The following is a 22,226-nucleotide window of genomic DNA, read 5'->3' on the forward strand; positions in this document are numbered from 1 at the left end:
CTCCTGGAGCGAGCACAACCCGGACTACACGCCGGACCGCCCGCCCAGCTGGGCCCGCGTCGTCCACATCGGGCGATAAGGCGTGGTTATCGGTGTGCGGTGGAATAGCGCATTGCTCGCGGCACCGTCCTTGAATTGACTGGATCCCGAGCGAAGGAGGAATCATGCGAGTGTTCGTTGCTGGTGCCACCGGCGCCATCGGGCGGGTTCTGGTCGGGCAGTTGGTCGCCGAAGGCCATCAGGTGGTCGGGACATCGCGGCGAGAGGAGGGGGTCGCGGGATTGAAGGCGGCCGGGGCCGAGGGGGTGGTGGTCGATGCCTTCGACGCGGAAGCCGTCGCCAGGGCCGTCGCCGCGGCCGCACCGGATGCGGTGATCCATCAGTTGACCTCATTGAGCGGAGGCACTTCCGCCGACAACGGGCGGATTCGGCGGGCAGGGACCAGGAACCTGGTCGACGCCGCCGCACAAGCGGGCGTGAAACGAATTGTGGCGCAATCGATCGCCTGGGCCTACGAACCCGGCGACACACCCGCCGACGAGAATGTCCCGCTGGACATCGGCGCGGGCGAGCCGCGGATCACCACGGTGAACGGGATCGTCGCCCTGGAAGAGGCGGTGCGCGAGATCGATCACCACGTAGTGCTGCGCTACGGCCAGCTCTACGGACCGGGCACCTGGTACGAGCGCGGCGGGGTGGCCGACGCCGTACTGCACGGCGACTCGACCGATCCCGCGGCCAAGTTCCTCGGCGGCCTACCTCCCAATGACGCGGTGTCCTCGTTCATCCACGTCACCGACGCGGCCCGCGCCGCCATCAACGCCCTCGAATGGCCCAGCGGCACAGTGAATATCGTCGACGACGACCCCGCCCTCGCCCGAGAATGGGTCCCCGTCCTAGCGACATCACTCGGCGCACCTACGCCAGAAGCAACCACCGGCCGCGCCCCCTGGGAGCGCGGAGCCACCAACACCCTGGCACGCTCGCTGGGCTGGAACCCGCAATACCCCACCTGGAGAACAGGATTCGGTATCAACTAGGAAGAGCGTCCCCGCCGTGCGCTGACGTGGTACTTCACGTTCAGCGGGGCGGGGACGCGATGGTCAGCGGTAGGAGCCGGTGCTGAGATCGGCGATCGCGGTGGGGGCCTTGGGCTCCCAGTTCAGGTGTTCATTGGCGGCACGGCCGGTGACCGACTGGCTCAGCGCGAGGGCGTCGGCGAACAACTCGCCGAGGTCTACCCGAGCCTGGTCCAAGGGGATGATGGTGGTCGGGCCCGAGACGCCGGCGGCGTGGGATGCGGCGGCGGCCAGGTCGGAGACCGGGACGGCGGGCTGGGTGATCGCGTGCCAGACGGAACCCGCGGGCGAGGCGTCGATGACCTTGGCGAACAGGTCGGCCAGGTCGTCGACGTGGACCATCGGCCAGACCACCGACGGGTCGGCGATGACGACCGGGGACTCGTGCTTGCGCGCGAGATCGACCAGCAGGGCCGGGATTCCGCCGCCGCGGCCGTAGACGATGCCCGGGCGGATGACGGCGGAGCGCACACCCTCGTCGGCGAGCTCGAGCACCTGCTGTTCGATGGTCGGGCGGTAGCCGACGATCGGAATCGGGTTGGCAGGGCTGGTTTCGTCCGCGGCCGCGGTGGCGCCCAGCACCCACACGCCGCTGGTGTAGACGAACGACTTGCCGGTGCCGCGCAGCGGATCGGTCAGGGCGGTGATGGCGGCGGTGTCGACGGCCTGATCGCCACTGGGGGTGGCGAGATTGACGACGGCGTCGATATCGGGGGTGACCGCGGCGGTGAGGGAAGCCGGGTCGGTCAGATCGCCGGTGCGGGTCTCGTAGTCACCCGCCGCCTTGCCGGACCGGGTCAGCACGACAATGTCGTGGCCCAGGCTCGAAAGCCGCTCGGTGACAGCGGAACCCAGGTACCCACCGGCGCCGATGACCAGTACTCGCATGAAGAACTCCTTCTCTTCCCTACTACCGACCATCGAATCTACTTGGCGGCGAAGAGCAGTCGATGCGCGTAGCCGGTGTCGAAGTACTCACGCGCCTCCGCGATGCGCCCATCCACGACCCGGAAGGCGATCACCACGTCGTTGACGTATGGTTCTCCGGCCGCGGTCGTCGCGCGGGTGGTCCACTCGGCGACGGCCCGCTCGCCGTCCGCCAGCACGCCGCGCACCTCCTGGCTCATGGGCGCGGTGATGTCGAAGCGCTCCAGCATGGCGGGCAGGAAGCCGTGGAAGATCTGATCGGGGCCGACCCAGGTGCCCGAGGTCGGCAGGTCCCCGGCCAGCGTCCAGGTGGCGTCGGGGGTGAAGAATTCGTAGCGCCGCTCGACGGCCTCGCCGTTCTGCAGTGCGCGGATGTAGTTCTCGATGACGGTGCGGGTTTCTGCCGTGGTGCTCATGGCATTCAGTTCACCGGAGATCGGGGGCCGGACCAATGAGCAGCTCAGGCATTCAGCGATAAGGATCGGTTATCGCTCGGGTTCGGGCAGGCCGCGGGCAGCCGCTGCGACCCGATTCGTAGGATGTCCCGGTGAGCGCTGGGTGTTTGTGTGTCCGGCCCGGTGAGCGGCGGTGACCGTGCTCGAGGCGGCCGAGCTGATCGCCATCGGATTCGCGGCCGGATTGGTCAGCGTGCTGGTCAGCCTGGCCTCCCTGGTGTCCTATCCCGCCCTGCTCGGCATGGGTTTGATGCCGGTCGCGGCCAATGTCACCAATACCGTGGCCCTGATCTTCACCGGAGTCGGGGCGGCGGCCGGATCGCGGCAGGAGCTGGCCGGAACGCGGCGGATCGTGCTGCGCCTCGGCGTGGTCGCGGCGATCGGCGGTGCGGTCGGCGCGGTGCTGCTGCTGATCGCGCCCGCCTCGACCTTCCAATTCGTGGTGCCGTTCCTGATCGGCGGGGCCTCGATATTCCTGCTGGCGCAACCGTCGCTGACCAAACGCTGGCAGCACACCGGCGACGCCGGAAAGGCCCGGCGCAACGCCCTACTCGGTGTGCTGCTGTTCGCCGCCGCCGTCTACGCCGGGTATTTCGGTGCGGCGGGCGGGATTCTGATCCTGGCCATCATCTCGGCCAGGTACCCGGAGTGGTCGCCGCAGCGCGCCAATGCGGTCAAGAGCGTCACCTCCATGTGCGCGAACGGCGCGGCCGCAATCGGATTCGCGTTCTACGGTCCCGTGCACTGGGCCTTCGTGGCACCGCTCGCCCTGGGCTTCCTGCTCGGTGGACGAGTCGGGCCGGTGGTGGCGCGGCGGCTGCCGAGCAACAGCCTGCGGGTCATCGCGGCCGGATGCGGTATCGCGCTCGCGGTGAAATTCGCGGTGTAGGAACGCGAAAGCGCCCGCGGCTTCGAAAAGCCGTGGGCGCCTTCAATCTGTCAGGTCAGTCCTTGACCAACTGCACATCCGGGAAGTCGGCCTCGTCCACCGTGTCCGGGATCTCGGTAGCCACGGCATCCGCCGCGACCTCGTCCACCGGATCCGGGATCTCGGCGCCGTGATGCCCGGCCGCCGAACGGTTGGGCAGCAGCACCGCCATCACGATCACCACGACCGACAGGGCCGCCGAGACCAGGAACGCCAGCTGCATGCCGGACAGCGGAGCATCCAGCGGATTCGACGAGGCGCCCTTCATATGGTCGGCGCGCGAGGTCATGACCGTCACCACCAGCGCGGTACCGAACGCGGCCGCCACCTGCTGCAGGGTCGCCAGCATGGAGCTGCCGTGCGAGTACAGGTGCATCGGCAGCGCGCCCAGACCCAGGGTGAACACCGGCGTGAACGCACCGGCCAGCGAGATCATGAGCAGCACGTGCAGCGCCACCAGCACCGCGTACGGCGTGGTCAGCGACAGCTGGGTGAAACCGGCCAGCGCGGCGGTGATGCCGATCGCGCCCGGGATCACCAGCACCCGGCCGCCGAAGCGGTCGAAGATCTTGCCGACCGTGGGGCCGAGCAGACCCATGGCCAGACCACCCGGCATGACCAGCAGACCGGTCTGCAGCGGGGACAGGCCGCGCAGGTTCTGCAGGTACAGCGGCAGCAGGATCATCGAGCCCATCATGGCCAGGAACGCGACCGCCATCAGCAGCAGCGACTTGGCGTAGGTCGGGGCCAGCAGCACCCGCAGGTCCAGCAGCGGAGTGCCGTTGCGCTGCAGCGAGAGCTGACGGAACGCGAAGATGGCGACCAGCACCACGCCCGCGGCCACGATCAGCGCCGGGGTGAGCGCGCTGCCCTCGCCGAACTTGCTCAGGCCGTACACCAGGCTGCCGAAACCGAAGCCCGCGAACACCACGCTGAACCAGTCGATCGAACCCGCCTGCGGCTCACCGACGTTCTCCAGGTTGCGCAGACCGAACACGGTCACCACACCGGCGATCGGCAGCACCAGCACGAACAGCCAGCGCCACGAGGCGATCTGGAGCACCAGGCCGGAAATCACCGGGCCCATGGCGGGGGCCACCGAGATGGCCAGGGTGACATTGCCCATGACCCGGCCGCGGTCCTTCTCGTCGACGACCGTCATCAGCGTGGTCATCAGCAGCGGCATCATGACCGCGGTGCCGCCGGCCTGGACCACGCGGCCGATCAGCAGCACCGCGAACGTCGGCGCGATGGCGGCGACGGCGGTGCCGACCAGGAAGGTGCCCATGGCGAGGGTGTAGGCGCGACGGGTGCTGACGCGCTGCAGGAACCAGCCGGTCACCGGGATGACCGCCGCCATGGTGAGCATGAACGCGGTGGAAACCCATTGCGCGGAACGCTCGCTCACGTGCAGATCCGTCATGAGCCGCGGAATCGCGTTGATCATGATGGTCTCGTTGAGGATCACCGTGAAGGTCGCGAGCACCAGCAACCGGATGACGGTTGGCGTCCGCTGCTTGGTCGAGCTAGCGGATATGTCGGGCATCGGAAAACCTCCGGTGTATTCGAGAACGAGGGGTTGAGCGTGGCCCGATACCGAGTCGGCGACTGCACTGCACCGGACCTACACAGGTGCAGACGGGGACAGATCGCTCAACTCATCGGTCGCGTATCAGTATTCCGGCGGGGTCCGACAGATTTCATCCCATTAAGCGGTGAGCGACCGCTCGGCAATGCCGAGAAAATGGGAATCCACCAGCGGTTATCACAATCGTCAAGATCGCTTGGTGAGTTGGGTCACTCGATAGATATCCGGAACCGGTCATGATGGACGCCGAGGGAAGGCGTGAGAACGACGATGGCCGAACAGGTTCCGCCGCTCCGAGGACGGGAGCGGGAGCAGGCAGTGCTCAGCACAGTGATCGAGGGGGCGCGCGAGGGCCGCAGTGCAGCGCTGGTGCTGCGCGGCGAACCCGGCATCGGTAAGACGGCGCTGCTGGACCATGCCGCCGCCCGGGCGGACGGCCTCCGGCTGCTGCGCGGCACCGGCCTCGAGGTCGAGGCCGAATTGCCGTTCGCCGGACTGCAATTGCTGTTGCGGCCCGCGCTGAGCGGCCTGCCAAACCTGCCCGAACCCCAGCGCACGGCCCTGACCGGCGCGCTCGGGCTGGGCTCCGGCGGCGGCGAACCCATGCTGACCGGGTTGGCGGTGCTCTCGCTGCTCACCGACCACGCCGACGGATCCGGACTGCTGGTCATCGTGGACGACGCGCAATGGCTCGACCGCGCCTCACAGGACGCGCTGTTGTTCGCGGCCCGCCGCCTGTACTCCGAGGGCATCGCCGTGCTGTTCGGCGTCCGCGAGGGCGAGGGCTCCTTCGAGGCGACCGGTCTGCCCGAACAGCGCCTGACCGGATTGTCGCCGGAGGCGTCGGCGGCGCTGCTGCAGGATGCGGTGGCGCACCTCGGCGCGCACGCCCTCTCCCCCGCCGTGCGCTACCGGCTGCTGGCCGAGGCACGCGGCAACCCCCTCGCCCTGCGTGAACTGCCGCTCGCCATGGCGGCCGAACCCACCGCCGATCTCGCCGCGGGCGCACTGCCGCTCACCGATCGCCTACGCCTGGCCTTCCACGGCCGCATCAGCCGTCTGCCCGAGGCGACCCGGACCTTGCTGACCGTGCTCGCCACCGACGAAACCGGCGACGCCGCCGTGATTTTGAGCGCTGCGGCCACACTCGGGGCGGGCATCGACGACCTCGCGCCCGCCGAGGCCGCGGGCCTGCTCTCGCGGGCGGCGCGCCCCGACAGCTCGGCGGGCTCCGACGCCTCGATTGCTTTCCGGCACCCCCTGATTCGCGCTGCGGTATACCAGCGCACCCCGATAGGACAGCGCATAGCGGTACATCGCGCCTTGGCCGACGCCCTGGACGCGCCGGATCAGGCGGATCGCCGGGCCTGGCATCGGGCGGCGGCCACACTCGGACCGGACCCCGAGATCGCGGATGCCCTGGAGCGCAGCGCGATCCGCGCCCGCGAGCGCGGCGGCTACCGGGCCGCCGCCGCGGCCTACGACCGCGCGGCCCGACTCACCGACAAGCCGCGAGACCGCATCCGCCGCCAGTCCCTGGCCGCCCAGGCCGCACTGGAATCCGGCGACGTGGTCAAGGCCGGAGACCTGGCCCGCCGCACCACTCGCGACCTCGACCACACCCTTTCCGGTACCGACCACACCTTGGCCGATGCGGACAATGCCTCGGGCGGTGTCGATTCGAAAGTGCTGCGCGCCGGGCTTTCTCAGGTGCAGGCGCTGGCACGCTTCTGGCAGGGCGAGTTTCCCGAAGCGCACCGGCTGCTCATCGACGCGGCGACGAGCATCGCGAACACCGAACCGGAGCAGGCGGCGGGCATGCTGGTGCAGGCCATGCACACCGGCTGGTACCTCGGCGAAACGGATCTGAGCGAGGTCTTGAAACACCTTGCGGGCCTGCGATTGCCGGAGCGATCGCCGGTGGCCCCGGTGGTGCGGTTCATCGGCACACTGTTCGATCGCGGTCCTGGAACACCCCTGGGTCTGACCGAGACACTCGGTGAAATCCGCTCTCGGGGCGAGGTTTCCGAGCAGGTCCTGTCGATCGTGTGCGGTGTCGCCCTCGCGCGCGGACAGGACGGTCCCGCGTTCGATCTGGCCAAATCGCTGGAGGCCCGGTATCGCTCCGCCGGTGCGGCCGGGCGACTGCCGACCGTGCTGTTCTTCGCCGCCGAAGCGGACATTTTCACCGGCCGCCTGCGAGATGCGCGCACCGCCACCCTGGAAGCCCGCGATCTGGCTCGCGATACCGGCCAGCAGCAGTGGGTACGCCAACTCAGTAGTGTCCTGGCGCATTTGGATGCTTTGCAGGGGAACGAGGAGGAGTGCCGCGCGCACGCCGAACTCGGACTCACCGGCGACACCCCCGGAGCGGTCGCGCCCGGCGCACCGTGGGCGCATTGGTCTCTCGGATTGCTCGAACTGGGCGCGGGTCGAGCCGAGGCGGCGCTGTCGCGCTTCGAGCGGTTGACGAAATCGCCGTTCAATCACCATATTTGCGCTACCCGCTCGGTCCCCGACCTGGTAGAGGCAGCCGTCCGCCTCGGCGCGACGGACCGCGCCACAGCACCTTTCACGAACTTCGAAGGCTGGGCGGAGTCGGTGGGCGAGCCATGGGCCGAGGCGCTCACGCTGCGCTGCCGCGCCTTGCTGGACGACGCGAACGCCGAGGCCCTCTACACCCGAGCACTGGAGACGCACGACCGCGAGACCCGCCCCATCGAATTCGCCCGGACCGCACTGCTTTACGGCGAATGGCTGCGCCGCGCCCGCCGCAAGTCCGAGGCCCGCACCCACCTACACGACGCCCTCGAGGTCTTCGACCGCCTCGAGCTGACCCCGTGGGCCCGGCGCGCCCGCAACGAACTCACCGCGTCCGGTGCGCCCGATGCCGATCCGGCCCCCACCCGGACCGCGGCCACCGGACTCACTCCGCAGGAATTGCAGATCGTCCGGCTGGCCGCGCAGGGATTGTCGAACCGGGATATCGCCGCCCAGCTGTTCCTGAGCCACCGCACCGTGGGCTATCACCTCTACAAGGCGTACCCGAAGCTCGGCGTCACCTCGCGTGGCGAGCTGAAAGAGATTGCCGCGCAACTCCAGTAGCCCGCCGGGCGTGCCGTCACGCCTTGATGAATTCGAGGATGTCGGCATTCACCTGGACCGAATGACTCTGGTAGAGCCCATGTCCGGCGTCCGGGTACTCCTTGAGCACGGCGTCGGGTGCGAGCTCGACGGTGCGCCGGCTGCTCAGCTCGATCGGGATCGACTGATCCGGGACACCGTGCAGCAGCAGCAACGGCACCGGCAGGGCGGCGACGTCGGCCCGGTGGTCGGTGGTGGCCATCGCCCGCTGGGTCTCGACCGCGGCGTACGGGGAACAGCTCAGGCTGCGCCGCACCTCGTTCTCGATCAGGGCCGGAGCGACCTTGGTGCCCATGTGGGTGGCGTAGTAGCCCTGCGCCCGGTCCGCCAGCCACTGGGCGCGGTTGTCGCGCAACTCCTCCAGGGTGGCTTCCACGAGTTCGATCGGCACCCCGATCGGGTTGTCCTCGGTCTGGAGCATGAACGGAATCGCGGCGCCCAGCAAGGCGATTCGCGAGACCCGGTCCGCGCCGTGCCGGGCCAGATAGCGGACCACCTCACCACCGCCACCGGAGTGCGCGACCAGGATCGCGTCCCGCAGATCCAGCAATTCCAGGAGAGCCGCGAGATCGTCTGCGCGCGTGTCGACGTCGTAGCCGGAGGACGGGCGATCGGAACGACCGTGCCCGCGGCGGTCCAGCAGGACACAGCGGTAGCCGTGCGCCAGGAAGAAGGGGACCTGGCGTTCCCACATATCGGTGGGCAGCGACCAACCGGCAATGAACACGATCGGAGTGCCGGTGCCGTAATCCTCGTAGGCGAGTGTGGTGCCGTCGGTGGGGGTGGTGAAGAACATGGGAAGTCCTTGTATGACAGAGATTTTCGGTGGGCCCGGCGGCCGCCGATGAACTCGGCGGCCGTCGATCGGCTCAGAGGCCGGCGGGCACCTGGTCGAGGAATCCGTACACGCGCTCGATGCGCCCGTCCTCGGCGATGGCCGCCACATCGAAGCCGATGACCAGCGGCTCGGCGCCGGGAGCGCCGAGGTGCCAGGTGAATCGGACGATGTGGTGGTTGGTGTCGACCGGTGCGCCGAGGCTGAATTCCAGCCCGGCGAACTGGCCCTGCACCGCCGCGAGGGTGGCGTCGAGACCCGCGTGGCCGCGCACCGACACCAGCGGATCGGTGTATTCCGCGTCCTCGGTGAAGATCTCGGCCACCAGGGCCGCCCGGGCGCTCGCATCGGTGGTGTTCCACGCGGTCAGGTAGCGCTCGACCAGCTCGTTCATGTCTCTCATTGTCGTTCTCCTCGTTGTGCCGAACTTGATGAGAAGAACGTTATTGAGATCGGACGGCCACGGAATCTGTCGTGCTTAAGTACTGATGACTAGTCCACGCAGACGCGACTAGTGCACGCCCTCCATGTGGCGGGTGATCCACGGCGAGATGCCCCAGACGATCACGCCGACCACGATGGCCACCAGACCGGTGATGCCGAAGTAGGCGAGCTCGTGCGAGGGGTCGTAGTACTTCGAGAGCACACCCGACATCGAGGTGCCGATGGCGACCGAGAAGAAGTACAGCGCCATCATCTGCGACCGGAAGACCCTGGGCGCCAGCTTGGTGGTGACCGACAGGCCGATCGGCGAGAGCATCAGCTCCGACACCGCGAACGCGCCCAGGATGAAGAACACCAGCAGCGCCGGCACCGAGGCGCCGTGCGAACCCGAGAACAGGGTGAACAGCAGGAACGCCGCGCCCATGCCGGTCACGCCGAGCGCGAACTTGCGCGGGGTGCTCGGGGCCCGGCGGCCCAGGCGGGTCCACATGATGGCGAACAGCGGTGACAGCGCGATGATCCACACCGGCTCCATGGAACCGATCCAGTTCTTCGGCGCCTCCCAGCCGAAGACCGACCAGTTCATGCGCTCGTCGGAGTACACCGCCAGCACCGTGAAGATCTGCTGGAACAGCGACCAGAACACCGCGTTCGCGATGAACAGCGGAATGTAGGCGCGCACCTTGGTGCGTTCGGAGGCATCGACCTTCGGGCTGGTGAGCATGAGCGCGAAGTAGGCGACCGAGGCCGCCGCCACCACGTAGGTGACCGCGTCGGGCAGGTTCGACAGGGTGACCAGCTTGACCGCCCACGCCAGCGCGACGACCACGAGCAGCGCCGCCACGGCCGCCACGGCCTTCGGAACCGCGGTGCGCGGCAACGGGTTCGGCACGTCACGGCCGTGCGAGCCGAGGTTGCGGCGGAACACCACGTACTGGGTCAGGCCGATGGCCATACCCACGGCCGCCGCGCCGAAGCCCCAGTGGAAGCCCACATGCGACTGCAGCAGGCCGGTGATGATCGGACCGGCGAACGCGCCCAGGTTGATGCCCAGATAGAACAGCGTGAAGCCGCCGTCCGCGCGCGGGTCGTCCTTGTCGTAGAGGGTGCCCAGCAACGACGAGGCATTCGCCTTGAGGCCGCCCGAGCCGAGCGCGACGAGCACCAGACCGACGCCGACGCCGGTCAAACCCGGCAGGATCGCCAGCGCGATATGGCCCGCCATGACGACCACGCCGCCGTAGAAGACGGTGCGCTCGGGACCGATCAACCGGTCCGCCACCCAGGCGCCGAGGATGGTCGACAGGTAGACCAAACCGCCGTATGCACCGACAATGCCGGTGGCGGTGGACTTCTCCATGGCCAGGCCGCCGTCGGCGAGCGAGTAGTACAGGTAGTACCCGAGGATCGTGAGCATGCCGTAGAACGAGAATCGTTCCCAGAGCTCGACGCCGAACAGATTCGCGATACCGATGGGGTGGCCGAACAGGGTGCGTTCAGTGGCCGGTGTCGCCTCGTGGACTACTTCTGACATACCCCAGACCCTCCCATATTGGGCAATCTGACAGCAACCTCAGGTATTAACCTACGTCACATTCGTCCGGGCAATACCCGGGACGACCGGGGTTATGGACAAAAGTCCTCAATTACCTTGCAAAGCGCCCTGATCAGGTCCGCGATCAGGCGATGGACAGGGCGATGCCATCCAGGATGTCGTGTTCGCTGACGATCAGCTCGGTGATCCCGGCACGCCGCGCCAATTCATCGGCCAGCACCTCGGCAATCACCGCGCCACCGCCGATCACATCAACCCGGCCCGGATGCATGGGCCCGAGCGCGGCCCGCTCGTCATGGTTCATCCCGATCAGCCGATCGCACACGCCGCGCAGCTCGGCCAGCGGCAGGCGGGTGAGATGCACCCGCTCCGAATCGTATTCGGGCAGATCCAGCGCCACCGCGGCGATGGTGGTCATGGTTCCGGCGACGCCGACCCAGGTGTGCGCGCGCTCCACCGGCACCACGCCGAAGGCCTGCGCCAGCCGTTCCGAGGCGAAGAACCGCGCCGAGGCGACCTCCTCGGGGGTGGGCGGATTGCCGTGCAGGCAGCGCTCGGTGATCCGCACGCAGCCGATATCGGCCGAGTACGCCGACTGCACACCGTCGGCGTCGCCCAGCACCACCTCGGTGGATCCGCCACCCAGGTCGACCACGACGAAAGGCCCTGCGGCACTGGAGAGTTCGCCGACGGCCCCGGCGAAGGACAGCCGCGCCTCCTCGTCACCGGTGATCACCTCGGCCTGCGACCCGGGCACCACCCGGCCCAGCTCGACGCCGGTCATGGTGAAGAAGTCCTCGCGATTGGAGGCGTCGCGCGTGGCGGAGGTCGCGGTCATCCGCACCCGCTCCACCCCGTGCTTCAGCATCAGCTCCACGTAGTCGTGCAGCGCCACCCGAGTCCGTTCGATCGCTTCGGGATTCAGCGCCCCCGTCGCGTCCACGCCCTGCCCGAGCCGCACGATCCGCATCTCCCGATGCACATCGATCAGATGCGGCTTGCCGTCCGCGTCCCGCGTGACATCGGCGATCAGCAACCGGATGGAATTCGTCCCGCAGTCGACCGCCGCGATCCGCTCGTGCCCTGCCGCCGGGCCGCTCTCACCGGCCGCCGAGGTGCTGGCGAACTCTGCCTTACTCATCGCTGACCCCTGAATTCCTCTGGTGCTGAACGTATCGGCCGACGGACCGGGACTACGAGGCCGAATCGGCGCGGTATTCCTCGGACTTGGGCCAGTCTGCCGGAATCGCGGTGCCGCGCAAGCCGTGATCGGCGGCCAGGGCGACGGCCTCGTCGCCGAGGAGATTGAGGCCCGGGCCCTTGGCCAGCGAGTGCGCGATGAGGACGTGCAGGCACTTCACGCGGTCGGGCATGCCGCCGCCGGCGAAATCGGTGCCGAGGTCCTCGATGGCATTGCGCTCGGACAGGTAGCTCTCGTACGCCTTGCGGTAGGAGGCCGCCAATTCCGGGTCGCGGGTGAGGCGTTCGGACATCTCGCGCATCAGGCCGGTGGTCTCGAGGCGGCTGGCCTCGGCGGTCAGGCGCGGGTCCGTCAGGTAGTACAGGGTCGGGAAGGGGGTGCCGTCGGGCAGCTTGGGCGCGGTCTTCACGACCGCGGGCAGGCCGTCCGGGGTGTGGTAGGCGATGGCCAGCACGCCGCGCGGAGTCCGGCCCAGCTGTTCGGCGACGATGGCGAGATCGCGCTCGGTGGGTTCGTTCTCGGCTGTGGTCACCTGGGTTGGCCTTCCTGGACGGGTGCGGGCGGGGGCGGGATGGTCGCCGCGGGAGTGGCGGCCGGTTGCGGCGACGAAATGCTGTGCCACACCTGGGTGTACCAGGGGTCCGGCGCCCGCTGTTTGGTGGCGGGGGCGGGGATGGCCGGCTGCACCATGTCGGGGAGCTGCACGATGTAGGGCGTCTCGCCCGGCATCACCAGGCGCAGGCGGTCCCGGGCCTCGGCCTTGATGTAGTTCGGATCCTGTTGCTGCGCACGGCGATCGCGCAGGTTGGCGACCTCTTGTTCGAGCACGCTGTGCTGGGCGGCCAGCTCCTTGGCGTCGGCGCGCTGGGTGAAATAGGTGCGCAGCGGCACCGCCAGCGTGAGCGCCAGGCCGCACAGGACGGCGGCCAGCAGGACGGCCCGGCCCGTCGACAGGCCCAGGATCTTGTGTTCGTGCCGTTCGACATTCGACTTGGCGACCGTCCGGCGCTTGGCCGTGCGCTGCCCGGAGCCGGACTGGGCCCGCGTCGTCTTCGTCGTGGACTTCTTCTTGGTGGAAGCGGATCGCGACGGGCGGCGGTCATTTCGTCCCGCAGGACTCTTGCCGCGCGCCCGTCGCTCCGTCATTTCTGCACCTCGAATTTCGTTAGCCCATACGAGCTACCGATTATTCAGCCTTCGAACGCGAAACGCGGGAACGCCACGTCACCGGCGTAGCGAGCCGAGTCACCCAGGGCGTCCTCGATGCGCAGCAGCTGGTTGTACTTGGCGACGCGCTCCGAGCGGGCCGGGGCGCCGGTCTTGATCTGACCGGAGCCGACGGCCACGGCCAGGTCGGCGATGGTGGTGTCCTCGGTCTCGCCGGACCGGTGCGACATCATCGTCTTGTAGCCGTTGCGGTGGGCCAGGTCGACCGCGTCCAGGGTCTCGGTCAGGGTGCCGATCTGGTTGACCTTCACCAGGAGTGCGTTGGCCGCGCCCTTGGCGATGCCCTCCTCCAGGCGCTCCGGGTTGGTGACGAACAGGTCGTCGCCGACCAGCTGCACCTTGTCGCCGATGGCGTCGGTCAGCGAGACCCAGCCGTCCCAGTCATCCTCCGACAGCGGGTCCTCGATGGAGACCAGCGGGTACTGGCCGAGCAGCTCGGTGTAGAAGGCGGTCATCTCCGCGGCGGTGCGGTTCTGGCCCTCGAACTTGTAACCGTCGGCGGTGCTGTAGAACTCGGTGGCCGCGACGTCGAGCGCGAGCGCGATATCGGTGCCCAGCTTGTAGCCGGCCTTCTCGATGGCCGAGGAGATCAGGTCCAGCGCGGCCTTGGTGCCCGCGACGTCGGGCGCGAAACCGCCCTCGTCACCCAGGCCGGTGGCCAGGCCCTGAGCCTTCAGCACCGACTTGAGGGTGTGGTAGACCTCGGCGCCCCAGCGCAGCGCCTCCTTGAAGGTGGGCGCGCCGATCGGGGCGATCATGAATTCCTGCACGTCCACACCGGTGTCGGCGTGCGCGCCACCGTTGAGGATGTTCATCATCGGGACCGGCAGGACGTGGGCGTTCGGGCCGCCGACGTAGCGGAAGAGCTCCAGGCCCGAGGACTCGGCGGCCGCGCGGGCCACCGCGAGCGAGACACCCAGCAGGGCGTTCGCGCCCAGACGCGACTTGTCCGGGGTGCCGTCCAGATCCAGCAGGGTCTGGTCGACGGTGCGCTGCTCGACGGCGTCGAGACCGATCACGGCCGGGGCGATCTCGTCGAGGACGCCCTCGACGGCCTTCTGCACGCCCTTGCCCTGGTAGCGATCGCCGCCGTCACGCAGCTCGACGGCCTCGTGCTCACCGGTGGACGCGCCGGAGGGCACCGCCGCACGGGTGAGGGTGCCGTCGTCGAGAGCGATCTCGACCTCGACAGTGGGGTTGCCACGCGAATCCAGGATCTCGCGAGCTCCGACCTGTTCGATGATGGCCACGAAACGACACTCCTTCGGCTGCTGACTCGGCAGGTCGCACGGGGAACCCGTGCGGTCACGAGCCTACTGTGCCGCGATCGAGCCGCCACATCCCCCCATCGGCGTGGCCACAAGATATAAACCTGCCCCCGCGCAGGGACCGGATCGAGCGCCCGCGGGGACCGGATCAGGCGCGGCGGCCGACGCTGTAGGCGGCGGCGCGGTAGCGGACGGTGTTCATGTAGCTGGTGGATTGGTTGTAGGTGAGCAGCGCCTTCTGCCAGCCGTCGACGGTGGTGAGGTTGCCGCCCATGGCGCAGAGGTAGCGGGCCGCGGTCAGTGAGGCGTCGTCGATATTGTCCGGATCGATCTTGCCGTCGCCGTTGGCGTCGACGCCCCAGCGCTGCCAGGTCTCCGGGATGAACTGGAAGGGGCCCATCGCGCGCGCATAGACCGGATTCGCTTCGGTGGAAGCGGAATCCAGGATGCGTGCCCGCCCGGGCGAACCATCCAGCGCCAGACCGCGAATCGGCGGCGACACGGTGCCGTCGTCGGCCAGGCGCGAGCCGCCGTGCGAACCGTGGTGGCTCTCCACGCTCGCGATCCCGGCGAGAGTCGTCCAGCCGATACCGCATTCGGGCTTGGAGCGCGCCATGACGGCGGCCGCGTACCCGTAGGCCTCCAGCGCCACCACCGGAATCCCGGTCGGGCCGTGCTGTTCCTGCGCCCAGGCCTCGAGTTGAACGGCGGTGCGCCCGGGCGCGTCCAGATCGATGGGCGGCAGCGGCGCACCGGCCGGGGGCGGCATATCGTCGGGCACCGGCGTGAGATGTTCTGTGCCGCAAGCCGTCAACAGCATCAGCGCGGCGGCCGTGCCCAGTAGGCCGAGTCGGGTCAGCAAGGCCCTGAAGTCGGCCATTCGGATTCGCACCCTTCCATCTTCCAGATAATTCGAGTCGGCTAGTCTCGCCGCTGGCGACTGATACCGACACGCTATTTCTTGAACACACCCTTAGGTAAGGCTTGCCAAAATTACAGGGGCGGAATACGGTCTGAGGCCGAGGCAAGATCACCATGTCACCACCGAGCCCAGGAAGGCCATCTCTTGGTGAAAAGCGTTCTCTCCGAACGTCAGACGCTTCACCCCGCCGAGATCGAAACTCGCGACCTGCCCGAACCCGCCACCCGCGCGGTGCGCCACCTCGCCGCTGAGATCGCCGTCACAGTCGGGGCCTGCCCGGAGATAGCCACCACGCTCGCGCACCCGGTCCTGCTGCGCCACATCGACGCCAAATACGGACGGCTGCCCGACGCCGTGCACGAGGCCATGCGCCCGCCGGCCACCGACGCGGGCGTGACCGTCATCCGCCCGATGCGAATCAGCGACGAGGAACTCGGCCTCACCCCGCACGATTGGCGCGAGGCCGCGGCCTGGGCCGGGGACCGCACGCATCGATCGGCATCCTTCGAGCTCGATATCGCCATGCTGTTGCTGGCCCGCTGTGCCGGTGAGCCTTTCGGCTGGGAGGGGCAGCAGGGCGGGCGGCTGGTCAACAACATCGTCCCGACGCCCGGGCACGAACACGAGCAGTCGGGGGCGAGCAGCACCGCGCTGCTGAGCCCGCACACCGAGGACGCCTTCCACCCACACCGCGCCAACCTGCTCATGCTCGGCTGCCTGCGCAATCCCGAGCGGGTGGGGACCACGGTGTCCTCGGTGCGGTGCACGGAACTCGATGCGGCGCAACGGGAAACGCTGAGCAGAGCCCGGCTGCCGATCCTGCCCGACGTCTCCTACGGCAGCGGATTCGGCGACGCCCCGGCACCGGCGGTCGCCACCCTCGGCAGCGACGAGGGACGGCTGACGCTGCGCTTCGACCCGGCGTACACCCCACTCGACACCGCCGACCCCGAATTCCGGTCCGCCTACCGGCATTTGGCCGCCGAACTCGAAAGGGTCTGCATCACCGCCGCTTTGGCCCCCGGAGAACTCCTGCTGGTGGACAATGACGTTGTGGTGCACGGGCGGGTGCCGTTCACCCCCCGCTACGACGGCACCGACCGCTGGCTCAAGCGGGTGAACATCCGGCTGCCCGACCGTCGGCGCGACGCGGCCGAGGCGACCGAGGACGGGTACGGCCAGCGTGTGGTGGCACCGTTCCGCACGAGCCGAGGGAACAACACGTGAATGCCCGACCTACCCCGCTGCGGGTGCTGTCCCGCAGCGACCTAGCCGACGTCCCGATCTCCCCCGCCGAGGTGGTGCGCGCCGTGGAGGACGCGTATCTCGCCTTCGCGGGCGGGGATTCGGACAACCCCCGCAAGCTCAGCGTGGCGCATCCCGACGGCTGGTCGGTGGCCTACGCCATGCTGGGCCGAGACGGCCGCCGCCGGGTGGTGGCCATGAAGACCAGCTACAAGTTCGACCCGCATCACGATCGCTCGAACAAGCGGTACTTCACCACCATCTCGCTCTACGACGACGCCACCGGATCGCCCATCGCCCTGATGGATTGCGCCCGGGTGGGCGCGCTACGCACGCCCGCGGTGTCGTCCTTACTCGTGCGGGAGTGCGCGCGACCCGGTGCCCGCAGTGTGCTGCTGATCGGCACCGGCACCCAGGGCCGCAACGCGCTCCCGCACCTGCTCGCCGCCAACCCGCATCTGAACCGCCTGATGCTCTACGGCACCCACCCCGAGGGCCTGGAAGCGGTGTATCAGCAACTGCTGCACCATCATCCGCAGGCCGAACTCGAGATCGTGAGCGATCCCAACGCCGCCGCGCGCGAGGCCGATGTCATCCTCGCCACCGCCGGGCCCGGCACCCGCGTCGCCATCGAATCCAAGGATCTCGCGCCCGGCGCGACCGTCGTCCTGGTCGGCTACGGCCTGGCGCCCTCCACCCTGATCGAGGCCGACCGCGTGATCGCCACCAGCGCCGAGCAGATGGCCCTCACCGGCACCGACATGGCCGGGCCCGACGGCCGATTACGCCGGGTCGACGCCGAACTGCCCCAGATCCTCGACCACCGCGCCGTCGGCCGCCTGACCGACGACGAGCGCATCTTCGTCTACAACAGCGGCCTGGTCCTCACCGACATCGCCGTCGCCCACGCCCTGGCCAACCGCGCCATCGCCGAGGGCCGGGGCACGGAGGTGTCGCTATGGGACTGAGGCGCGGACCCTCATTTCCCGTACTCCACAACGGAGGGAGAACGCTCTGACCGACACGTTGAAGTCCCTGACCGTGCCGCCCGGCTACTCCGAGATCACCGCCACCCCGATGCCCGCGCATCGCGACGAATGGGAACACCGTCTCCTCGCGCATCCGAATCTGCTGCGCGACATCGCCTCTCGGGTCGCGGGCCCGTTCCACCTCCTCTACCCGCCCCGGGTCGCGGCCAATATTCGCGCCATCCAGCGGGTGTTCCTGGAATCCGGGGTGGAAGGCGACATCTATTACGGCAAGAAGGCCAACAAATCCCCGAGCGTGGTGCGCGCGTGCGCGGAAACCGGTGCGGGAGTGGACGTCTCGAGCACCGGCGAGTTCCTGTCCGCCCTGCGCGGCGGGGTGCGCGGCGTCGATCTGATGGTCACCGGGCCCGCCAAATCCGATCAGCTGCTGCTGCTCTCGGCCAATTACGGCGCGCTGATCGCCATCGACGATCTGGACGAGCTGGCGCGTCTCACCAACCTCGCCATTCCGGCCCGCGTGCTGCTGCGGGTGCTGCCGCCCGGCTCGACGAGCCGCTTCGGCATGACCGACTCCGAGCTCGAGCTGGCCCTCACCCTCGCCGATACCGATCTGATCCGGTTGGAGGGCTTCAGCTTTCACCTGCAGGGCTATGACGTGCTGCCGCGCGCGGAGCTGGCCGGTCGGCTCATCGACCGCTGCCTGGCGGCCCGCGGCCCGGATCGCCCGTTCGCCACCATTTCGATCGGCGGCGGCTTCGGCGTCGACTATCTGCCCGCGCAGGCGTGGGAGACCTTCCTGGAGGGCGTGAATCCGCGCTGGTTCCACGGCGATCGCGCACCGCACCCGGAGTCCTACTACCCGTACCACTGCCCGATTCCCGGCCCCGCGATGCTCGCCGCCGTGCTGGCCCACGGCAATCTGGGCGAGCGGCTGCGTTCGGCCGGAATACGTTTGGCCATCGAACCCGGCCGCGCCCTGCTGGACCAGGCCGGCTGCTCGGTCTTCCAGGTCCAGGGCGTGAAGGTGCGCCGCGCCCACGGCATCCCCTACATGATCCTGACCGTGAACGGCACCAGCCTCAGCCTCTCCGAACAATGGTTCGACTCCGAATACCTCCCCGATCCGGTGCTCTGGCCGCAGTACCCCGGCGCCGTCACTCCCACCTGCGTCAGCGGCGCCTCCTGCCTCGAGGAGGACATGCTCAGCTGGCGCCGCATTCCGCTCCCCCGCGCCGCGGCAACGGACGATCTTCTCATTTACCCCAATACGGCCGGGTACCAGATGGATTCCAATGAATCCTCATTCCACGACTTGCCGATTCCTCCGAAAATCGTGTTACGCGACGTTTCCGCGGAGCGAAGTTTCGATTGGGAGCTAGAAGTGCCGGGAACCGTGGACTAATCTTTCCCCCGGCCGGTGTTAACAGCTCTGAACTGTCTATATCCATGATGCCCGCTATCCGTATCCATGCCCGTTATCCATGCGCCACGACTTCCTCAAGGAGAAACCCTCGATGCCGGTTATTGCCAGGCGTGTGTCGGAGTTGATCGGACAGACTCCGCTGTTCGAGCTGGCCGTCAGCGCGGCGACCGGGTCGCGGCTATTCCTGAAGCTCGAGACGATGAACCCGACGGGGGCCGCGAAGATCCGGATGGCGCGCTCGATGGTGCTCGACGCCGAGCGCCGCGGGCTGCTGCGGCCGGGCGGGCACATCATCGAATCCACCTCGGGGAACACGGGTTTGGGGCTCGCGGTGGTGGCGCGGGAACGGGGCTACCGGTTCACGGCGGTGGTGGACCATCACGCGTGCACCGCGAAGCTGAACGCCATGCGGGCGATGGGGGCCGAACTCGAATTCGTTTCCGACGAAGGGGATGACGGGCTCTCCACCTCGGCGCGCGAGGAACGCGCGGCGGAGCTGGCGCAGCGGGAGGGACCCGGCGCGTATTTTCCGGCGCAGCACGACAATCTGGCCAATGGCGTCGGATATTTCGGGCTGGCCGAGGAATTGCTGACCGATCTGGCGAAGATCGACATTCTGGTCGGGGCCGTCGGCACCGGCGGGTCGCTGTTCGGCACCGCGGAGGGATTACGCGCGCAGGGCAGTGTTCCCCGACTGGTCGGCGTCGAGCCCGAGGGTTCGATCGCATTCGGCGGTCCGGCGCACGACTATTGGCAGTCCGGAACGGGCACACCCGAGGGAGCGGTACCCGGCGTCCATGTCGATCGGGATCTGCGGCTCATCGACGAGCGTGATCGGATCAAGGTCTCCGATGTGGATGCCTTCGCCACCACGCGGGCCCTGGCCGCGCGGCTCGGGCTGATGATCGGCGGGTCCTCGGGCAGTTCGGTGTTCGCGGCACTGACCCGGCTCGACGAGTTCCCGGATCATTCGGTCGTGGTGGCCATCATCAATGACGACGGCGAGAAGTATCTGGACACCGTGTTCGACGACGAATGGATGAGCGACCGCGACCTGCTCGACCGGGAACGGGAGGCCGCGGTCATCGCGTTGCTCGCGCACCACCGGCCCCCGCAGCGGCCGGACCCGGGCGAGATCGAGGTGCTGCGCCATCTGCACTACGCCCTGCCCGACACCTTCGCCATCGAGAACGGTCTCACCGGCGCGACGCTGGAGGACTACGCCGATGAGCAAGTGCCGCAGGCCAAGCTGATCCACCTGCTGCATCTGGTGGACATGCCGCTGCACGAGATCGGCGAGGTGCTGGCCGGCGGTGAGGATCACGTGTATCTCGCGCTGGAGAAGCACCGGCAGCGGCTGGCCGATCAGGCCACCCTGGTCGCGCAGGCCCTCGCGAGCATGCGCGCACAGGAGCGGGACCTGCGGGCGCGCGAGCAGGAGCGGACGCACACCATTCTCGTGCCCGACGCGATGGCGGCGGAGATGGACGGGGTCGCCGCGAAATGAGCGGCATGCCTCACGAATCCGACAGGCGACACCGGCAATCCGATGGGCGGCAGTTGACTTCGCTGGCCACGCCCATTGCCTTGACCCAGCTCGCGCAGGTCGCGGTGTCCACCACCAATATCGCGTTGATGGGGACGCTGGGGGTGCGGCAGGTGGCCGCGGGTGGGCTGGCATTGGTGTTGTTCAACCAGATTCGGACCATGTGCGTCGGGCTGATCACCGGGACCGGGAATCAGGTGGCGACCGTGGTGAGCCGGGCCGAGAAGCAGGGGCGGCGGGGGGAGGCGCTGGTTCGGGAGGTGGTGCGGTCCAGTTTCCTGATCGCGACGCTGGCCGGATTGCTCGGCGGCGCGGTGCTCATCGGGCTCGGGTGGGCCTTGCGGTGGCTCGGGCAGGACGCCGCGGTGCTGGCCGAGGCGCGGCCGATGATGGTGGCGCTGGCGCCGGGTCTGGTGCCGTGCCTGTGGTTCCAGGTGTTGCGGCAGTACACGGTCGGTATGCAGCGGCCGCAGGCGCTGCTGCTGGTGACGCTGGGGTCGGTGGCGTTGAACCTGGTGCTGGCGCTGGCGTTCATCCACGGTTGGGCGGGGCTGCCGGAGCTGGGGTTGACCGGGGTCGGCGTGGCCACCTCGCTGGTCTTCCTGATCACCTTCGGGGTGTTCTGGGCGATGGTGCGGCGCGATGCGAAACTCGGTGCGACACTGCCGCTCCGGATGTGGCCGGTGCACGCGGCGACGGTGCGCGAGGAGCTGCGGCTGGGGACGCCGATCGCGCTCACCTACGGGTCCGAGGCGGGCATGTTCTCGGTGCTGGCATTGGTGATGGGCAGTCTCGGCGCGGCCGCGCTGGCCGCCCACAATGTCGTCTATCAGATCGTGTACATCGTGTTCCAGGTGGCGATCGGGCTCTCGCACGGCGCCTCGATCCTGGTGAGCAAGGCGGTCGCGCGGGACGAGTTCGCGCACGCACGATCGGTCGCTTGGCTGGCACTGCGGTATGCCGGACTGGTCGCCGGGCTCACCGGCATCGCCTATGTGGCCGCACCGGATTGGGTGCTGCGCCCGTTCCTGGCCGACAGTGACGCGGCCACCATCGCGCTGGCGCACACGCTGCTGCTGATCGCCATCGTGCTGCAGTTCTTCGACGCCGCCCAGAACATCGGCGTCGGTCTGCTGCGCGGGCTCAAGGACACCAAGGCCGGGTTCCGGCTGTCTCTGGTGGGCTACTGGATTGTGGGATTGCCCACTGCGCTACTGCTCGCCTTCCCCGCGAAGCTGGGCGCGGCGGGGGTCTGGTGGGGTCTGACCGCCGGTCTGGCCACCACCGCTGCCCTTATGCTGCGCCGCTACTTCACCCTGCTGCATGTGCGTGAGCAGGAACATCCACGGGTGCTGGCCGGTAGCCTCGGGCATTAGCCCGACATCCAAATCTCACCTTCCCGCAAGCATGTCGTCACTGCACGCGGGCAACCTGAAAGAAACGGCTTTCG

General features: G+C 68.5%; 19 protein-coding genes. 8 read left to right on the top strand and 11 right to left on the bottom strand.

Annotated features, from left to right (window positions below):
* Window positions 1–164: 164 nt before the first annotated feature.
* On the top strand, window positions 165–1,040 hold the full coding sequence (locus tag ACAM49_RS18780) for an NAD-dependent epimerase/dehydratase family protein (RefSeq protein WP_369636828.1): 876 nt from the start codon (window positions 165–167) through the stop codon (window positions 1,038–1,040).
* 63 nt (window positions 1,041–1,103) lie between these two features.
* On the opposite strand, the gene ACAM49_RS18785 is transcribed toward ACAM49_RS18780, so the two are convergent.
* Window positions 1,104–1,967 carry an NAD-dependent epimerase/dehydratase family protein gene (locus ACAM49_RS18785; RefSeq protein ID WP_369636829.1) on the bottom strand — a complete coding sequence of 288 codons (864 nt, stop codon included), beginning with the start codon at window positions 1,965–1,967 and terminating at the stop codon, window positions 1,104–1,106.
* 38 nt (window positions 1,968–2,005) lie between these two features.
* Window positions 2,006–2,422 (bottom strand): nuclear transport factor 2 family protein, encoded by a 417-nt coding sequence (locus ACAM49_RS18790; protein WP_369636830.1) that lies wholly within the window; start codon window positions 2,420–2,422, stop codon window positions 2,006–2,008.
* A gap of 172 nt (window positions 2,423–2,594) precedes the next feature.
* Here ACAM49_RS18790 and ACAM49_RS18795 point away from each other — a divergent pair, with 172 nt between their 5' ends.
* On the top strand, window positions 2,595–3,350 hold the full coding sequence (locus ACAM49_RS18795) for a sulfite exporter TauE/SafE family protein (protein ID WP_369636831.1): 756 nt from the start codon (window positions 2,595–2,597) through the stop codon (window positions 3,348–3,350).
* A gap of 55 nt (window positions 3,351–3,405) precedes the next feature.
* Here the strand turns inward: ACAM49_RS18795 and ACAM49_RS18800 are convergent, their stop codons facing one another.
* Window positions 3,406–4,935: an MDR family MFS transporter gene (locus ACAM49_RS18800; RefSeq protein ID WP_369636832.1), complete on the bottom strand. Its 1,530-nt coding sequence runs from the start codon at window positions 4,933–4,935 to the stop codon at window positions 3,406–3,408.
* A gap of 312 nt (window positions 4,936–5,247) precedes the next feature.
* Between ACAM49_RS18800 and ACAM49_RS18805 the strand changes: the two genes are divergently transcribed.
* On the top strand, window positions 5,248–8,082 hold the full coding sequence (locus ACAM49_RS18805; RefSeq protein WP_369636856.1) for an AAA family ATPase: 2,835 nt from the start codon (window positions 5,248–5,250) through the stop codon (window positions 8,080–8,082).
* Window positions 8,083–8,098: 16 nt separating this feature from the next.
* On the opposite strand, the gene ACAM49_RS18810 is transcribed toward ACAM49_RS18805, so the two are convergent.
* The 8 genes from ACAM49_RS18810 to ACAM49_RS18845 form a co-directional block, all read right to left on the bottom strand.
* Complete coding sequence (locus tag ACAM49_RS18810) at window positions 8,099–8,917, bottom strand: alpha/beta fold hydrolase (protein ID WP_369636833.1); 819 nt, start codon at window positions 8,915–8,917, stop codon at window positions 8,099–8,101.
* 73 nt (window positions 8,918–8,990) lie between these two features.
* Entirely contained in the window at window positions 8,991–9,359 is a 369-nt protein-coding gene (locus ACAM49_RS18815; RefSeq protein ID WP_369636834.1) for a nuclear transport factor 2 family protein, read from the bottom strand.
* 108 nt (window positions 9,360–9,467) lie between these two features.
* A complete protein-coding gene (locus ACAM49_RS18820) occupies window positions 9,468–10,934 on the bottom strand; it encodes a peptide MFS transporter (RefSeq protein ID WP_369636835.1) in 1,467 nt (488 codons plus the stop codon).
* A 145-nt stretch (window positions 10,935–11,079) separates the two neighbouring features.
* Window positions 11,080–12,096 carry an exopolyphosphatase gene (locus tag ACAM49_RS18825; protein WP_369636836.1) on the bottom strand — a complete coding sequence of 339 codons (1,017 nt, stop codon included), beginning with the start codon at window positions 12,094–12,096 and terminating at the stop codon, window positions 11,080–11,082.
* Between the two features lie 52 nt (window positions 12,097–12,148).
* Entirely contained in the window at window positions 12,149–12,688 is a 540-nt protein-coding gene (locus ACAM49_RS18830) for a DUF501 domain-containing protein (protein WP_369636837.1), read from the bottom strand.
* The gene (locus ACAM49_RS18835) at window positions 12,685–13,302 is read right to left on the bottom strand and encodes a septum formation initiator family protein (RefSeq protein WP_369636838.1); all 618 of its coding nucleotides are present in this window, start codon (window positions 13,300–13,302) and stop codon (window positions 12,685–12,687) included. Before ACAM49_RS18835 ends, ACAM49_RS18830 begins: the two co-directional genes overlap by 4 nt.
* A gap of 44 nt (window positions 13,303–13,346) precedes the next feature.
* Window positions 13,347–14,633 (bottom strand): phosphopyruvate hydratase, encoded by a 1,287-nt coding sequence (gene eno / locus ACAM49_RS18840; protein WP_040812530.1) that lies wholly within the window; start codon window positions 14,631–14,633, stop codon window positions 13,347–13,349.
* A gap of 166 nt (window positions 14,634–14,799) precedes the next feature.
* Complete coding sequence (locus tag ACAM49_RS18845) at window positions 14,800–15,531, bottom strand: lytic transglycosylase domain-containing protein (RefSeq protein WP_369636839.1); 732 nt, start codon at window positions 15,529–15,531, stop codon at window positions 14,800–14,802.
* Between the two features lie 189 nt (window positions 15,532–15,720).
* Between ACAM49_RS18845 and ACAM49_RS18850 the strand changes: the two genes are divergently transcribed.
* The 5 genes from ACAM49_RS18850 to ACAM49_RS18870 all read left to right on the top strand — a co-directional run bounded on the left by ACAM49_RS18850 (window position 15,721) and on the right by ACAM49_RS18870 (window position 22,152).
* Window positions 15,721–16,800 (top strand): TauD/TfdA family dioxygenase, encoded by a 1,080-nt coding sequence (locus tag ACAM49_RS18850; protein WP_369636840.1) that lies wholly within the window; start codon window positions 15,721–15,723, stop codon window positions 16,798–16,800.
* Between the two features lie 23 nt (window positions 16,801–16,823).
* Window positions 16,824–17,786 carry an ornithine cyclodeaminase family protein gene (locus ACAM49_RS18855; RefSeq protein WP_369636857.1) on the top strand — a complete coding sequence of 321 codons (963 nt, stop codon included), beginning with the start codon at window positions 16,824–16,826 and terminating at the stop codon, window positions 17,784–17,786.
* A gap of 58 nt (window positions 17,787–17,844) precedes the next feature.
* Entirely contained in the window at window positions 17,845–19,209 is a 1,365-nt protein-coding gene (locus ACAM49_RS18860; RefSeq protein ID WP_369636841.1) for a Y4yA family PLP-dependent enzyme, read from the top strand.
* A 112-nt stretch (window positions 19,210–19,321) separates the two neighbouring features.
* Window positions 19,322–20,737, top strand: coding sequence for a PLP-dependent cysteine synthase family protein (locus ACAM49_RS18865; RefSeq protein ID WP_369636842.1), 1,416 nt, complete (start codon window positions 19,322–19,324; stop codon window positions 20,735–20,737).
* Window positions 20,738–20,742: 5 nt separating this feature from the next.
* On the top strand, window positions 20,743–22,152 hold the full coding sequence (locus tag ACAM49_RS18870) for an MATE family efflux transporter (RefSeq protein ID WP_369636858.1): 1,410 nt from the start codon (window positions 20,743–20,745) through the stop codon (window positions 22,150–22,152).
* Window positions 22,153–22,226 lie beyond the last annotated feature (74 nt).

Source organism: Nocardia sp. JMUB6875 (genome assembly GCF_041154655.1).
Lineage (GTDB): Bacteria > Actinomycetota > Actinomycetes > Mycobacteriales > Mycobacteriaceae > Nocardia.

Bases quoted from the DNA above. Each gene is read 5' to 3' on its own strand.
- ACAM49_RS18785 (WP_369636829.1), bottom strand. From the start codon at position 1,967: ATGCGAGTACTGGTCATCGGCGCCGGTGGGTACCTGGGTTCCGCTGTC.
- ACAM49_RS18870 (WP_369636858.1), top strand. From the start codon at position 20,743: ATGCCTCACGAATCCGACAGGCGACACCGGCAATCCGATGGGCGGCAG.
- ACAM49_RS18835 (WP_369636838.1), bottom strand. From the start codon at position 13,302: ATGACGGAGCGACGGGCGCGCGGCAAGAGTCCTGCGGGACGAAATGAC.
- ACAM49_RS18820 (WP_369636835.1), bottom strand. From the start codon at position 10,934: ATGTCAGAAGTAGTCCACGAGGCGACACCGGCCACTGAACGCACCCTG.
- ACAM49_RS18865 (WP_369636842.1), top strand. From the start codon at position 19,322: ATGCCGGTTATTGCCAGGCGTGTGTCGGAGTTGATCGGACAGACTCCG.
- ACAM49_RS18810 (WP_369636833.1), bottom strand. From the start codon at position 8,917: ATGTTCTTCACCACCCCCACCGACGGCACCACACTCGCCTACGAGGAT.
- ACAM49_RS18805 (WP_369636856.1), top strand. From the start codon at position 5,248: ATGGCCGAACAGGTTCCGCCGCTCCGAGGACGGGAGCGGGAGCAGGCA.
- ACAM49_RS18815 (WP_369636834.1), bottom strand. From the start codon at position 9,359: ATGAGAGACATGAACGAGCTGGTCGAGCGCTACCTGACCGCGTGGAAC.
- ACAM49_RS18780 (WP_369636828.1), top strand. From the start codon at position 165: ATGCGAGTGTTCGTTGCTGGTGCCACCGGCGCCATCGGGCGGGTTCTG.
- ACAM49_RS18790 (WP_369636830.1), bottom strand. From the start codon at position 2,422: ATGAGCACCACGGCAGAAACCCGCACCGTCATCGAGAACTACATCCGC.
- ACAM49_RS18800 (WP_369636832.1), bottom strand. From the start codon at position 4,935: ATGCCCGACATATCCGCTAGCTCGACCAAGCAGCGGACGCCAACCGTC.
- ACAM49_RS18825 (WP_369636836.1), bottom strand. From the start codon at position 12,096: ATGAGTAAGGCAGAGTTCGCCAGCACCTCGGCGGCCGGTGAGAGCGGC.
- ACAM49_RS18845 (WP_369636839.1), bottom strand. From the start codon at position 15,531: ATGGCCGACTTCAGGGCCTTGCTGACCCGACTCGGCCTACTGGGCACG.